At 71.6% G+C, this 13703-nt stretch carries 16 protein-coding genes; 14 read left to right on the forward strand and 2 right to left on the reverse strand.

Translation table 11 applies throughout. The annotated features are described in order from the left end of the window. The coding region (coaA, locus tag OOK40_RS26065; protein WP_266486621.1) for a type I pantothenate kinase at window positions 1-725 on the reverse strand (725 nt) is incomplete at its 3' end. A 151-nt stretch (window positions 726-876) separates the two neighbouring features. Between coaA and OOK40_RS26070 the strand changes: the two genes are divergently transcribed. From OOK40_RS26070 to OOK40_RS26110, 9 genes are all read left to right on the forward strand, one after another. Beyond that, complete coding sequence (locus tag OOK40_RS26070) at window positions 877-1872, forward strand: ATP-binding cassette domain-containing protein (protein ID WP_266486626.1); 996 nt, start codon at window positions 877-879, stop codon at window positions 1870-1872. Further along, complete coding sequence (locus OOK40_RS26075; RefSeq protein ID WP_266486628.1) at window positions 1869-2678, forward strand: ABC transporter permease; 810 nt, start codon at window positions 1869-1871, stop codon at window positions 2676-2678. The genes OOK40_RS26070 and OOK40_RS26075 overlap by 4 nt, the downstream gene beginning before the upstream one ends. A 59-nt stretch (window positions 2679-2737) precedes the next feature. Continuing rightward, window positions 2738-4585 carry a glutamine--fructose-6-phosphate transaminase (isomerizing) gene (glmS, locus tag OOK40_RS26080; RefSeq protein ID WP_266486629.1) on the forward strand — a complete coding sequence of 616 codons (1848 nt, stop codon included), beginning with the start codon at window positions 2738-2740 and terminating at the stop codon, window positions 4583-4585. Then, window positions 4582-4950 carry a holo-ACP synthase gene (locus OOK40_RS26085; RefSeq protein WP_266486630.1) on the forward strand — a complete coding sequence of 123 codons (369 nt, stop codon included), beginning with the start codon at window positions 4582-4584 and terminating at the stop codon, window positions 4948-4950. Before glmS ends, OOK40_RS26085 begins: the two co-directional genes overlap by 4 nt. Window positions 4951-4954: 4 nt before the next feature. Next, a complete protein-coding gene (locus tag OOK40_RS26090; protein WP_266486631.1) occupies window positions 4955-6400 on the forward strand; it encodes an NAD(P)H-hydrate dehydratase in 1446 nt (481 codons plus the stop codon). Between the two features lie 284 nt (window positions 6401-6684). Beyond that, window positions 6685-7842, forward strand: coding sequence for an alanine racemase (alr, locus tag OOK40_RS26095; protein ID WP_266486632.1), 1158 nt, complete (start codon window positions 6685-6687; stop codon window positions 7840-7842). Window positions 7843-7852: 10 nt separating this feature from the next. Continuing rightward, a complete protein-coding gene (locus OOK40_RS26100) occupies window positions 7853-9079 on the forward strand; it encodes an alpha/beta fold hydrolase (RefSeq protein ID WP_266486634.1) in 1227 nt (408 codons plus the stop codon). Beyond that, a complete protein-coding gene (tsaE, locus tag OOK40_RS26105) occupies window positions 9051-9599 on the forward strand; it encodes a tRNA (adenosine(37)-N6)-threonylcarbamoyltransferase complex ATPase subunit type 1 TsaE (RefSeq protein WP_266486636.1) in 549 nt (182 codons plus the stop codon). Before OOK40_RS26100 ends, tsaE begins: the two co-directional genes overlap by 29 nt. A 167-nt stretch (window positions 9600-9766) precedes the next feature. Beyond that, complete coding sequence (locus OOK40_RS26110; protein WP_266486638.1) at window positions 9767-9949, forward strand: hypothetical protein; 183 nt, start codon at window positions 9767-9769, stop codon at window positions 9947-9949. A gap of 37 nt (window positions 9950-9986) precedes the next feature. On the opposite strand, the gene OOK40_RS26115 is transcribed toward OOK40_RS26110, so the two are convergent. After that, the gene (locus OOK40_RS26115; RefSeq protein WP_266486640.1) at window positions 9987-10547 is read right to left on the reverse strand and encodes a L,D-transpeptidase; all 561 of its coding nucleotides are present in this window, start codon (window positions 10545-10547) and stop codon (window positions 9987-9989) included. A gap of 103 nt (window positions 10548-10650) precedes the next feature. On the opposite strand from OOK40_RS26115, the gene tsaB reads away from it, so the two are divergent. From tsaB to OOK40_RS26140, 5 genes are all read left to right on the forward strand, one after another. Beyond that, window positions 10651-11304, forward strand: coding sequence for a tRNA (adenosine(37)-N6)-threonylcarbamoyltransferase complex dimerization subunit type 1 TsaB (gene tsaB / locus OOK40_RS26120; RefSeq protein ID WP_266486642.1), 654 nt, complete (start codon window positions 10651-10653; stop codon window positions 11302-11304). 29 nt (window positions 11305-11333) lie between these two features. After that, complete coding sequence (gene rimI, locus OOK40_RS26125; protein ID WP_266487637.1) at window positions 11334-11786, forward strand: ribosomal protein S18-alanine N-acetyltransferase; 453 nt, start codon at window positions 11334-11336, stop codon at window positions 11784-11786. A 3-nt stretch (window positions 11787-11789) separates the two neighbouring features. After that, the gene (gene tsaD / locus OOK40_RS26130; RefSeq protein ID WP_266486644.1) at window positions 11790-12881 is read left to right on the forward strand and encodes a tRNA (adenosine(37)-N6)-threonylcarbamoyltransferase complex transferase subunit TsaD; all 1092 of its coding nucleotides are present in this window, start codon (window positions 11790-11792) and stop codon (window positions 12879-12881) included. Then, window positions 12878-13141: a hypothetical protein gene (locus OOK40_RS26135; RefSeq protein WP_266486645.1), complete on the forward strand. Its 264-nt coding sequence runs from the start codon at window positions 12878-12880 to the stop codon at window positions 13139-13141. Before tsaD ends, OOK40_RS26135 begins: the two co-directional genes overlap by 4 nt. A gap of 179 nt (window positions 13142-13320) precedes the next feature. Next, window positions 13321-13677, forward strand: coding sequence for a YciI family protein (locus tag OOK40_RS26140; RefSeq protein WP_266486646.1), 357 nt, complete (start codon window positions 13321-13323; stop codon window positions 13675-13677). Window positions 13678-13703 lie beyond the last annotated feature (26 nt).

Here is a 13703-nt window from a genome sequence, read left to right on the forward strand (position 1 = left end):
CGTACACTGAAGTCGAAGTAGTCGGCGAGACCGACGCGGGTGCGGCCGTCCTTGCCGGGCAGGGCCGGCTGGAGGACGTTGAGGCCCTCGACGATCAGGATGTCGGGGCGGCGGACCGTGAGGCGCTCGTCCGGAACGATGTCGTAGATCAGGTGGGAGTAGACGGGGGCGGTGACCTCGTCCTTGCCCGCCTTGATGTCGGCGACGAAACGGGTCAGCGCACGGCGGTCGTACGACTCGGGGAAGCCCTTGCGCGACATCAGGCCGCGGGACTCCAGCTCCTTCATCGGCAGCAGAAAGCCGTCGGTGGTGACCAGCTCGACCCGCGGGTGCTCCGGCCAGCGGGCCAGCATCGCCTGGAGGACACGCGCGACGGTGGACTTGCCGACCGCGACGGACCCGGCGACGCCTATGACGAAGGGGGTGCCGCGCTGCTCGCCGTGGCCGTTGCCGGCGTCGCCCAGGAAGGTGTTGAGCGCACCCCGCAGACCGGCTGTGGCCTGTACGTACAGATTCAGCAGCCGGGACAGGGGCAGGTAGACGTCCCGTACCTCGTCCAGGTCGATGACATCGCCCAGACCGCGCAGCCGCTCGACCTCATCGGCGGTGAGGGGGAGCGGGGTTTTGTCGCGCAGGGCGCTCCACTCCGCGCGGGTGAGGTCGACATACGGCGTCGACGCAGGCTCGGCCCGGCGGTGGGCGCTTCGTGGCGGCGAAGAGATCACACCGCCATTGTCGGGTGTGCCGGGCCTGCGTGGCGGGTGGGATCCATCACGCGAAGGGCTGGCGGCCCCGGCCGGAATGTCAGTGGCGTACGTCACAGTTATGGGAAAGGTGGGCGCCTGCCGACGTCCGCGAAGCCCGAGGGGTGGCCCCATGAAGTATGCGATTCAGGCGGAAGGCCTGGCCAAGCGGTTCAAGGAGACCGAGGCACTGGCGGGAGTGGACCTGGCGGCCCGTACGGGCACGGTGCTGGGTCTGCTCGGGCCCAATGGCGCGGGGAAGACGACGGCGGTGCGGATCTTCGCCACGCTGCTGCAGCCCGACCGCGGCAGAGCCCTCGTAGCCGGACACGACGTCGTGCGGGAGGCCGGTGTGGTGCGCTCCCTCGTCGGCCTGACCGGGCAGTACGCCGCCGTGGACGAGAACCTCACCGGTACCGAGAATCTGCTGCTGATCGGTCGCCTGCTCGGTCTGCCGAGGGGCGAGGCAAAGGGGCGGGCGGCGGAGCTGCTGGGCCGCTTTCAGCTCAGCGACGCGGCGGGGCGCGCGGTGAAGACGTACTCGGGCGGTATGCGGCGACGCCTGGACCTGGCGGCCAGCCTGGTCGGACGGCCGAGCATCCTGTTCCTGGACGAGCCGACCACCGGCCTGGACCCGCAGAGCCGTGGCGAGCTGTGGGACATGCTGCGCGCCCTGGTCGCGGACGGTGCCACCGCCCTGCTGACCACGCAGTATCTGAACGAGGCGGATGTGCTCGCCGACGACATCGTGGTGATCGACAAGGGGCGGGTCATCGCCGAGGGCACCCCGGACGAGCTCAAGTCGCAGATCGGCGGCCAGGTGCTCGAGGTGCGGCCGGTGCTGGCGCAGGACCTGGCGCGTGCACATGCGCTGGTGGCCCGGGAAGCCGGTCCGCACACCCAGATCGAGGGACAGTCGATCACCGCGCCGGTGAAGGACCCTCAGCTGATGCCCTCGGTGGTGCGCACGCTCGACCGCGAGGGGATAGCGGTGGGCGAGCTGACGCTGCGGCGCTCCTCGCTGGACGAGGTCTTCCTGGCGCTGACCGGGCACCGTGCGGAGCCCGCGCAGCCGGACGGGACCGATGCGGAGGAGAGCGAATTCGAGAAGGCGGTGAGTTCGCTGTGACCGCGACGACGATCACTGCTCCGATCGGCAAGTCGGGCCGGGTGCGGCCACTTGCCGGGCTCCAGCAGACCTTCACCATGGCCTGGCGGAGCCTGGTGGCGGTCAAGCACAACCCGCTGGAGCTGGTGGACTACAGCATCACGCCGATCATGTTCGTGTTCCTCTTCACGTTCGTGCTGGGCGGCCAGATGGCCGGATCGCCGCAGGAGTACCTGAAGTACGCGCTGCCCGGGATCATCGTCCAGAACACGCTGTTCATGACGATGTACACGGCGATGGCGCTCAACACCGACCTGACCAAAGGCGTTTTCGACCGGCTGCGCAGCCTGCCGATAGCCCGCTCCGCCCCGCTCATCGGCCGGATCGTCGCGGACCTCGCCAAGCATGTGTGGGCGATGCTGCTGATGATCGGCCTTGGCCTGCTGCTGGGTTTCAGGATCACCGGCGGATGGGACGGATTCCTGCTCGGCGCACTGCTGTTGGTGGTCTTCGCGGCGGCGGTGTCGTGGAGCGCGGTGCTGATCGGGATGCTGGCGGGCGACGCGGAGAAGGTCCAGGCAATCGCCTTCACGATCATCTTCCCGATCACCTTCACCAGCAGCGCGTTCGTGGTGGTCGAGACGATGCCCGGCTGGCTCCAGGCGTGGAGCGACGTCAACCCGGTCACGCATCTGTCGGACGCGTACCGCGGTCTGCTGCTCGGCGGGCCGGTCGCGGAGCCGGTGCTGTGGTCGCTGCTGTGGGCGGCCGGGATAGCCGCGGTCTTCTACCCGTTGGCGATGCGGGCGTACCGGGCGAAAGCGTGACCCGGCCAGTGCGCGCCTGCCGTCTGGGACGGGACAGGCGCGGGCCGTAGGCTGCCGACATGTGCGGAATCGTGGGTTACGTCGGCGGACAGTCGGCGCTTGATGTGGTCATCGCGGGCCTCAAGCGGCTCGAGTACCGGGGCTACGACTCGGCCGGTGTGGCGGTACTCGCCGACGGCGGGCTTGCCGCGGCGAAGAAGGCGGGCAAGCTCGTCAATCTGGAGAAGGAGTTGGTGGGCCGGCCGCTGCCGAGCGGCTCCACCGGCATCGGGCACACCAGGTGGGCCACCCATGGCGGGCCCACCGACGCCAATGCCCACCCTCATCTGGACAACGCGGGACGCGTCGCGGTCGTACACAACGGGATCATCGAGAACTTCGCCGCCCTGCGGGCCGAGTTGACCGACCGAGGGCACGAACTGGCGTCGGAGACCGACACCGAGGTCGTGGCCCATCTGCTTGCCGAGTCCTTCTCGTCGTGCGGCGACCTGGCCGAATCGATGCGCCAGGTGTGCCGGCAGCTTCAGGGCGCGTTCACGCTGGTCGCCGTGCACGCGGACGAGCCGGACGTCGTGGTCGGTGCCCGGCGGAACTCCCCGCTGGTCGTCGGAGTCGGCGAGGGCGAGTCCTTCCTCGCCTCCGACGTGGCCGCCTTCATCGCGCACACGCGCTCGGCCATCGAGCTGGGGCAGGACCAGGTGGTGGAGCTGCGCCGGGACGGTGTGACCGTCACGGACTTCGACGGAGCGCCCGGGCAGGTGCGCACGTACCACGTGGACTGGGACGCGTCGGCCGCCGAGAAGGGCGGTTACGACTACTTCATGCTCAAGGAGATCGCCGAGCAGCCGAAGGCGGTCGCCGACACCCTGCTGGGCCGGATCGACGTGGAGGGCTCCCTCAGCCTCGACGAGGTGCGGATCCCGGTGTCGGTGCTGCGGGACGCGACCAAGGTCGTCATCGTGGCCTGCGGTACCGCCTTCCACGCGGGGATGATCGCCAAGTACGCCATCGAGCACTGGACCCGCATCCCGTGCGAGGTGGAGCTGGCGAGCGAGTTCCGCTACCGGGACCCGATCCTGGACCAGCGCACGCTGGTGATCGCGATCTCGCAGTCGGGCGAGACGATGGACACCCTGATGGCCGTGCGGCACGCGCGCGAGCAGGGCGCGAACGTGCTGGCCATCTGCAATACGAACGGCTCCACGATCCCGCGGGAGTCGGACGCGGTGCTGTACACGCACGCCGGTCCCGAGGTCGCGGTCGCCTCCACGAAGGCGTTTCTGACGCAGCTGGTGGCCTGTTATCTGGTGGCGCTGTATCTGTGCCAGCTGCGCGGCACCAAGTGGGGCGACGAGATCCAGGCCGTCATCCGCGACCTGGCAAAGATCTCCGGCGAGGTCGAGAGGGTCCTGGAGACGATGGAGCCGGTGCGGGAGCTGGCACGCTCGCTCGCCGACAAGAACACGGTGCTGTTCCTGGGACGGCATGTGGGCTACCCGGTGGCGCTGGAGGGTGCGCTCAAGCTCAAGGAGCTCGCTTACATGCACGCGGAGGGCTTCGCGGCCGGTGAGCTCAAGCACGGGCCCATCGCGCTGATCGAGGAGGATCTGCCGGTGGTGGTCGTGGTGCCGTCGCCGCGCGGGCGCTCCGTGCTCCACGACAAGATCGTCTCGAATATCCAGGAGATCCGGGCGCGCGGGGCGCGGACGATCGTGATCGCGGAGGAGGGGGACGAGACGGTCGTGCCGTACGCGGACCATCTCATCCGGATCCCGGCGACGCCGACGCTGCTGCAGCCGCTGGTGGCCACCGTGCCGCTGCAGGTCTTCGCCTGCGAGCTGGCGACCGCGCGTGGCAACGAGGTCGACCAGCCGCGCAACCTCGCGAAGTCTGTCACCGTCGAATGATCATCGGGGTGGGGATCGACGTCGCCGAGATCGACAGGTTCGCCGCATCGCTGCGGCGTACGCCCGGAATGGCCGAACGGGTCTTCCTGGAGCGGGAGTTGCTGCTGCCGAGCGGTGAGCAGCGCGGATACGCCTCCCTCGCGGCCCGGTTCGCCGCGAAGGAGGCCGTCGCCAAGGCGCTCGGCGCGCCCGGCGGACTGCACTGGACCGACGCCGAGGTGTACGTCGAGGACAGCGGGCAGCCGCGGCTGCGGGTGCGCGGGACGGTCGCGGCGCGGGCGGCCGAGCTCGGTGTGCGCTCGTGGCATGTGTCGCTCAGTCACGACGCGGGGGTGGCGTCGGCGGTGGTGATCGCGGAGGGTTGAGCGTATGCGTACCGCTTACCGCGTGGAGACCGTACGGGCCGCCGAGGCCGAGTTGATGGCCCGCCTCCCCGAGGGCGCGCTGATGCAACGCGCGGCCGCCGGACTGGCCGCCGCCTGCACCGGTCTGCTGGGCCGGGTGTACGGAGCCAGGGTCGTGCTGCTCGTCGGCAGCGGGGACAACGGCGGCGACGCGCTGTACGCGGGGGCGCGGCTCGCACGGCGCGGGGCGGGCGTCGCGGCCGTACTGCTCGGCTCGCGCGCCCACGAGGGCGGCCTCGCGGCGCTGCTCGGTGCGGGCGGACGGGTCGCGGACGACCCGTTCGAGGTGCTGGCCTTCACCGATCTGGTGCTGGACGGAGTGACCGGGATCGGCGGCCACGGCGGGCTGCGTCCGGACGCTGTGCCGGTGATCCGGGCCGCGCGCGGGTCCAACGCGGCGGTCGTCGCGGTCGATCTGCCGAGCGGGGTCGAGGCGGACAGTGGCGAGGTGCACGGCGAGGCGCTGCGCGCGGACGCGACGGTGACGTTCGGCACGTACAAGCCGGCGCTGCTGATCGATCCGGCACGGGAGTACGCGGGGACGGTGCGGCTCGTCGGCATCGGTCTCGAGGACCACCTGCCGTCCGTGCCCGATGTCGAGGCGCTCCAACACGCGGATGTGGCGCAGCTGTTGCCGGTCCCGGCCGCCGAGAGCGACAAGTACCGACGGGGTGTCGTCGGCGTCGTCGCCGGGTCCGCGCGCTACCCGGGCGCTGCCGTGCTCGCCGTCGCGGGCGCACTGCGCGGCGGTGCGGGCGCCGTGCGGTACGTCGGTCCCGCGGCCGACGCCGTGATCGCCCGCTTCCCCGAGGCCCTGGTGCACGCCGGGCCGCCGTCGAAGGCGGGCCGCGTGCAGGCGTGGGTGGTCGGCCCGGGTCTCGGCGACGGGGGCGATGCGGTGGATGCCGTACGGGACGTACTGGACTCCGACGTACCGGTGCTGGTCGACGCGGACGGGCTGCGGCTGCTGGACGCGGTGACGGTACGCGCCAGGAGCGCGCCCACGCTCCTGACCCCGCACGCGGGCGAGGCGGCCGCGCTGCTGGGCGTACCGCGCGAGGACGTCGAGTCCGCGCGGCTCGCTTCCGCACGGGAACTGGCCGCGCGCTACGGGGCGACGGTGCTGCTCAAGGGCTCGACCACCCTGGTCGCCGCGCCGGACGGGGGCCGGACCCCGGTCCGGGTGAATCCGATGGGCACGCCCTGGCTGGCCACGGCCGGAAGCGGCGACGTCCTCTCCGGCTTGGCGGGCTCGCTGCTGGCCACGGGCCTGGACGCGCGGGACGCGGGCTCGGTGGCGGCGTATCTGCACGGCCTGGCGGCGCGACACGCGGCGGCGGAGGGCACGCCGATCACGTCGTACGAGGTGGCGGACGCGCTGCCGCACGCGTGGCGGGACGTACGAGCCTGACCGGGGGCGCTGCCCCCGGACCCCCGCGCCTCAAACGCCGGCGCTGAAGTTTAGCCCGTCCGGCGTTTGAGGACACTCCCCCTACGCCCTGCGGGCGTGGGGGGACCCCCAGAAGGGCGTCCGGGGTCTGGGGGCTTGCCCCCAGTTCGGGATGGGGGTACCTCCCACGGCCGCCAGGCCGTAGGGGGAGGGCGGGTAGGGAAAGCGCCGCAGGCGGCCGCGTCGTGAGGAACCGCACAACCGTTGCACGAGCGCTGTCGTACGGCTCTGAGACACTGGGCGCGATGAGCCAGACACCACCCCTGAGAGCCCGTGCCGAGATCGACCTCGCGGCCCTGCGCGCCAACGTCCGCGCGCTCCGTGCCCGCGCACCCCGTGCTGCCCTGATGGCCGTGGTGAAGTCGGACGCGTACGGACACGGCATCGTGCCCTGCGCGAAGGCCGCGCTCGAAGCGGGTGCCACCTGGCTGGGCACCGCCACACCCCACGAGGCCCTCACCCTGCGCGCGGCGGGCATCCAGGCGCGCGTGATGTGCTGGCTGTGGACACCGGGCGGGCCCTGGCGCGAGGCCATCGAGGCCGATCTCGACATGTCGGTGAGCGGTCTGTGGGCCCTTCGGGAGGTCACCGCGGCCGCCCGCGAGGCGGGGCGACCGGCCAGGATCCATCTCAAGTGCGACACCGGCCTCGGGCGCAACGGCTGCCAGCCGGCCGACTGGCCCGAGCTGGTCGCCGCCGCGCTCGCCGCCGAGGCCGAGGGCACGGTCGAGGTCACCGGCCTGTGGTCGCACCTCGCCTGTGCCGACGAGCCCGGGCACCCCTCGATCACCGCCCAGCTGGACCTGTTCCGCGACCTGGTGGCGTACGCCGAGAAGGCGGGCATCACCCCCGAGGTCCGGCACATCGCCAACTCCCCGGCGACGCTGACCCTTCCGGAGACCCACTTCGACCTCGTCCGGACCGGCATCGCCATATACGGCGTCTCGCCCAGCCCCGAGCTGGGCACGCCCGCGGACTTCGGGCTGCGGCCCGTGATGACGCTCGCCGCGTCCGTGGCCCTGGTCAAGCAGGTCCCGGCCGGTCACGGCGTCAGCTACGGACATCACTACGTCACGGCGGAGGAGACGACGCTCGGCCTTGTCCCGCTCGGCTACGCGGACGGCATTCCGCGCCATGCCTCGGGCCGGGGACCGGTTCTGGTGGGCGGCAAATGGCGCCGGGTCGCGGGCCGGGTCGCCATGGACCAGTTCGTGGTCGACCTCGGACCGGACGGCGGGGCGGTTGCCGAGGGCACCGAAGCGCTGCTGTTCGGCCCGGGCGACCGGGGCGAGCCGACCGCCGAGGACTGGGCCCAGGCGGCGGGCACCATCGCGTACGAGATCGTCACCCGCATCGGGACGAGGGTTCCGCGCGTCTACCTGAACGAGGACTCCGACGAGTAGGAGCGGCACGGTGAGCGAGACCAGCACGGGGGACGTCGTGGCGGCCGCGGCGACGGCCGCCACGACGGGCAACTGGCGCAAGGCGGGCATCGCCGGCGCCGCGATAGGTGTGATCGCCGCGGGCGCGGCCGCAGGCGTCGCACTCGAGCGCCTCACGGTCGGCCGCGGCATGCGCAAGAAGGCCCGGCTCGCGCTGGACGCCTCCGGGCCGTACGGCTCTCTGCGCGGCCTGCCGGGCACGGCGACCGCCGACGACGGCACGCAGCTCTACTACGAGGCGGACGAGGTGGACCCGGAGGCGGGCGCCCCGCGCCGCCGCCGGCTCTTCGGCCGCAAGATGCCCGCGCCGGTCACCGTCGTCTTCAGTCACGGCTACTGCCTGAGCCAGGACTCCTGGCACTTCCAGCGCGCCGCCCTGCGCGGCCTCGTACGCACGGTGTACTGGGACCAGCGCAGCCACGGCCGCTCGGACCGGGGCGCGTCCCAGTCGGGACCGGAGGCTGTTCCGGTCACCATCGACCAGCTGGGCCGCGACCTCAAGGCGGTCATCGACACGGCCGCGCCCGACGGCCCGCTGGTGCTGGTCGGGCACTCCATGGGCGGGATGACGGTGATGGCGCTCGCCGACCAGTTCCCCGAGCTCGTACGGGAACGGGTCGTCGGCGTCGCCTTTGTCGGCACCTCGTCCGGGCAGCTCGGCGAGGTCAACTACGGGCTGCCGGTGGCGGGAGTGAATGCCGTACGGCGCGTGCTGCCCGGCGTCCTCAAGGCGCTCGGCTCCCAGGCCGAACTGGTCGAGCGGGGCCGCCGGGCCACCGCGGATCTGTTCGCGGGCCTGATCAAGCGGTATTCGTTCTCGTCCAAGGACGTGGACCCGGCGGTCGCGCGGTTCGCGGAGCGGCTCATCGAGTCGACCCCGATCGATGTGGTCGCGGAGTTCTATCCGGCCTTCGTCGAGCACGACAAGGCCGGGGCGCTGGAGATCTTCCTGGAGGTCCCGGTGCTCGTACTGGCCGGTGACAAGGATCTGGTGACGCCGAGCTCGCACAGCGAGGCGATCGCGGACCTGCTGCCGGACTCGGAGCTGGTGATCGTGCCGGACGCCGGGCATCTGGTGATGCTGGAGCACCCGGAGGTCGTCACCGACCGGCTGGCGGACCTGCTGGCCCGGGTCGGCGCGGTCCCGGCACCGGCTAACGTTGGCCCGTATGGAAGCACCGCACAGCCCGGCGGCTGAGTCTGCCGCCGCCCGTCTCCTTGTCGAGTCCCCCGAGCAGATGCAGGAGCTGGGGCGCAGCCTCGCGAAGCTGCTGCGCCCCGGCGACCTGGTGATGCTCACCGGCGAGCTCGGCGCGGGCAAGACGACGCTGACCCGGGGCCTGGGCGAGGGCCTCGGGGTCCGCGGCGCCGTTACTTCCCCGACCTTTGTCATCGCGCGCGTCCACCCTTCACTGACCGGGGGGCCTGCCCTGGTCCATGTGGACGCGTACCGCCTGGGCGGCGGGCTGGACGAGATGGAGGACCTCGATCTCGATGTCTCGCTGCCCGAGTCGGTGGTGGTCGTGGAGTGGGGGGTCGGCAAGGTCGAGGACCTGTCGGACGACCGGCTGCATGTGCTGATCCACCGCATGGTCGGAACTGTGCCCTCCCGGGGGACAACCCCCGGACCTCCGGAGCTCGACGAGCACCGCGAGGTCACCCTGACCGCCTTCGGAGCCCGCTGGGCGCAGGTGGATCTGGCGGCCTTGGGGGGCTGAGCCGCGACCGGGCCGGTCCGAGCGCGCGACGCCCGCAGAAAGGGTTGGTCGTTCCGACAAGACGTCGGCAAAATGTTGCGCGGGCCGTACCAGGCGTGGTCACATGGTACTGAGACCTGGTTAGGTCTACCTAACCACGCCTGCCCCCGGAGCCCCAGGAGGCGTCCATGTCGGCATCCGAGCGCGAATCAGAGCCGCGGCAGCAGCCGGCGCCGCCGGTGCCGATGTCACCGTCGGCCCTGTCGATGCGTGATCTGCTGGCGTCGTGTGCGGCGGCCAGCGCGGTCTCCACCCCGCCCCGCGACGAGCAACACGCCGGGGAGCGTGAACCGCGCCGCGACGCGGCGTAGTCCGTTCGGGTGCAGCGGCGACGCTTGAGGCGCCGTGCTACGGGACGACGACGACCTTCGAGCCGATCGCCGCGAACTTCCACATCGCGTCGCCGTCCGCCCGCTTCATCCGTACGCCGCCGGTCTTCTTGTCCGGGTCGGGGCTCGCCATCGCCCCGTTCACCGCGGCGCTGAAGCCGATCGCCACACTGTCGACGCTCGCGAAGCGCACCACATGCTCGATGCGCACCCCGTCCGAGCCGGGCACGCTCCCCGAGCGCGAGGTGACGGTGTACACACCGGGCACCGGGCTGATCGTCGACGGCATGACCGCGAAGGTCCGTTCCAGCTTGCCGTTGCGGCCCACCAGCCACACGCGCCGCTCGCCGAGCGCGTACACCACGCGCACGCCCTTGCCCGACTTCGCGGGCACCGCCAGCGGGTTCTTGGGCTTCTGCACGGTGCCGCCGGAGGCCTGCGCCGAGGGGACCGCACTGGGTGTCGCGGGACTGCCGAACTGGTCGGGGGCGCTCGCCGACGCCTGGTAGGCGAGGAATCCGACGACGGCCAGCGCTGCCGCCGTGAGCCCGGCCACGAGACCCGAGCTGCTCCGTGCCACCGTGCCCACCTTTCTGATGTACGTATCCGTTGGTGACGTTAGCAGCAGCCGCACGCGCGGACGGGGCACCGTGGCCAGGCCGCCGGAGCCGTAGGCTGTTTGCGTGCTCCTGCTCGCCGTTGATACCGCCACGCCCGCCGTCACCGCCGCTCTCCACGACGGCAGCTCCGTCGTCGCCGAGTCCTCGTCCGTCGACGCGCGCCGCCATGGGGAACTGCTGCTGCCCGCCGTCGACCGCGTCCTTGCCGAGGCAGGGCTGAAACTCGACGCCGTCACCGCGGTGGTGGCCGGGGTCGGGCCCGGTCCGTACACCGGACTGCGGGTCGGCCTGGTGACGGCCGCGACCTTCGGCTCGGCGCTGGGGGTGCCGGTGTACGGGCTGTGCACGCTGGACGGCCTCGCGTACGCCTCCGGTCTGGAGGAGCCGTTCGTGGTGGCGACGGACGCGCGCCGCAAGGAGGTGTACTGGGCGCGGTACGAGTCCGCGCGCGCCCGCGTTGGGGAGCCGTCTGTCGACCGGCCCGCCGACATCGCCGAGCAGCTCGCGGGCCTGCCCGCCGTCGGAGCCGGTGCGCTGCTCTACCCCGAGGCCTTCCCGGACGCCCGTGGGCCCGAGCATGTCTCGGCCGGGGCGCTCGCCTCGCTGGCGGCCGAGAAGCTGGCAGCGGGTGAGGCGTTCCTGCCGCCGCTGCCGCTGTATCTGCGCAGGCCCGACGCCCAGGTGCCGAAGAACTACAAGGTGGTCACCCCCAAGTGACGGACGCCGCCACCGTCGTGCTGCGTGAGATGCGCTGGTGGGACCTGGAGTCCGTGCTCGCGCTGGAGCACGCGCTCTTCCCCGAGGACGCCTGGTCGGCCGGGATGTTCTGGTCCGAGCTCGCCCATGCGCGCGGGCCGCAGGCCACCCGCCGCTACGTGGTGGCCGAGACCGAGGGGAAGATCGTCGGCTACGCGGGCCTCGCGGCGGCCGGAGGCCTCGGTGACGTACAGACCATCGCTGTCGCCCGCGAGCAGTGGGGCACCGGACTCGGGTCCCGGCTCCTGACCGATCTGCTGCAGCACGCCACCGCCTTCGAGTGCGACGAGGTGCTCCTCGAAGTGCGCGTGGACAACACCAGGGCCCAGAAGCTGTACGAACGCTTCGGCTTCGAGCCCATCGGATTCCGCCGCGGCTACTACCAGCCGGGCAATGTCGACGCCCTCGTCATGCGCCTCCACGTACAAGGAACAGAGACTTAACAGATGGCTGACGAACCGCTCGTACTGGGCATCGAGACCTCCTGCGACGAGACCGGCGTCGGCATCGTCCGCGGCACGACCCTGCTCGCGGACGCCGTCGCCTCCAGCGTGGACACGCACGCCCGCTTCGGCGGCGTGGTGCCCGAGATCGCCTCGCGCGCGCATCTGGAGGCGATGGTGCCGACCATCGAGCGCGCCCTGAAGGAGGCGGGCGTCTCGGCGCGCGACCTCGACGGCATCGCGGTGACGGCGGGGCCGGGGCTCGCGGGCGCGCTGCTGGTCGGCGTCTCGGCGGCGAAGGCGTACGCCTACGCGCTGAACAAGCCGCTGTACGGCGTGAACCACCTGGCCTCGCACATCTGCGTCGACCAGCTGGAGCACGGGCCGCTGCCCGAGCCGACGATGGCGCTGCTGGTCAGCGGCGGCCACTCGTCCCTGCTCCTCGCGCCCGACATCACCTCGGACGTACGGCCGCTCGGCGCGACGATCGACGACGCGGCGGGCGAGGCCTTCGACAAGATCGCCCGGGTGCTCGACCTCGGCTTCCCCGGCGGTCCGGTGATCGACCGTCTTGCGAAGGAGGGAGACCCGGCCGCGATCGCGTTCCCGCGCGGACTGACCGGCTCGCGCGACGCGGCGTACGACTTCTCCTTCTCGGGGCTCAAGACCTCGGTTGCCCGCTGGATCGAGGCCAAGCGGGCCGCGGGCGAGGAGGTGCCCGTACGGGATGTGGCGGCGTCCTTCCAGGAGGCGGTCGTCGATGTGCTGACCCGCAAGGCCGTACGCGCCTGTCAGGACGAGGGCGTGGACCACCTGATGATCGGCGGGGGAGTGGCCGCCAACTCGCGGCTGCGGGCGCTGGCCCAGGAACGCTGCGAGCGGGCCGGTATCCGGCTGCGGGTGCCGCGGCCGAAGCTGTGCACGGACAACGGCGCGATGGTGGCGGCTCTGGGCGCGGAGATGGTGGCGCGGGGCAGGCCGGCGTCCGACCTGGAGCTGTCGGCGGACTCGTCGCTTCCGGTGACCGAGCCGCATGTTCCCGGTCGGGGCCACGACCATGTGCACGAGGTCAGCAAGGAGAACTTGTACAAGTGACCGTCACGCTGATGTGGGAGGCCCGGGCGGTACAGGGCCTGGCCGCCGAGCTGCTGGAGTGGGCGCGGGCCCAGGAACTGGCGAGCGAGCCGCTGCGCCGGGAGACCTTCCGCGCACCGCAGGACCGGGTCCTGGTCATGACCTGGTGGGACGCGGATGACATGGGCGCCGAACTGCCCGAACTCCCGGAACCCGACGCTCAGTTGATCACACGGCCGGTCCACCGCTGGCGTTTCGAGTCGGTGGAGACGCGGCCGTAGCCAGGCCCGGATCGGACCGTACCGGTGGCCGCACCAGTGCCCGCACCGGTGGCCGTACCGGTGCCCGCCGGCAAAAATCCCGGAAGAATTCCGGGGAGGCTGTCGATCCGGCCGTCTCCTGTTCGACGCATGAGTGAGAGGCGGGGAACGGCCCCGCTCTCCCGAACCGAGGAGTCACCATGCCGCGCTTCCTGTCGATGGTCCGTGTCAACGAGAACGAGCTCGCCGGGGAGGACTTCCCCGAGGACTTCAACGAGCGCATGGGCAAGCTGCTGGAGGAGATCACCAAGGCCGGGGTCATGCTGGACACGGCCGGCCTCGCCCCGACCTCCGACGGCACCCGCGTGACCTGGACCGGCGGCAAGCTGTCGTACACGGACGGGCCCTTCACCGAGAGCAAGGAAGTGATCGGCGGCTACGCCATCATGCAGTGCAAGGACAAGGCGGAGGCCCTCGAATGGGCCAAGCGCTTCCTGGAGATCCACCCGAAGCAGTGGTCGGTGACCTGCGAGGTCCGCGAGATCGCCGAGGGCTGATCGGGCCGCGCTTGCCGCGCCCCGGT

It is taken from the genome of Streptomyces sp. NBC_01481 (assembly GCF_026339995.1).
Lineage (GTDB): Bacteria > Actinomycetota > Actinomycetes > Streptomycetales > Streptomycetaceae > Streptomyces.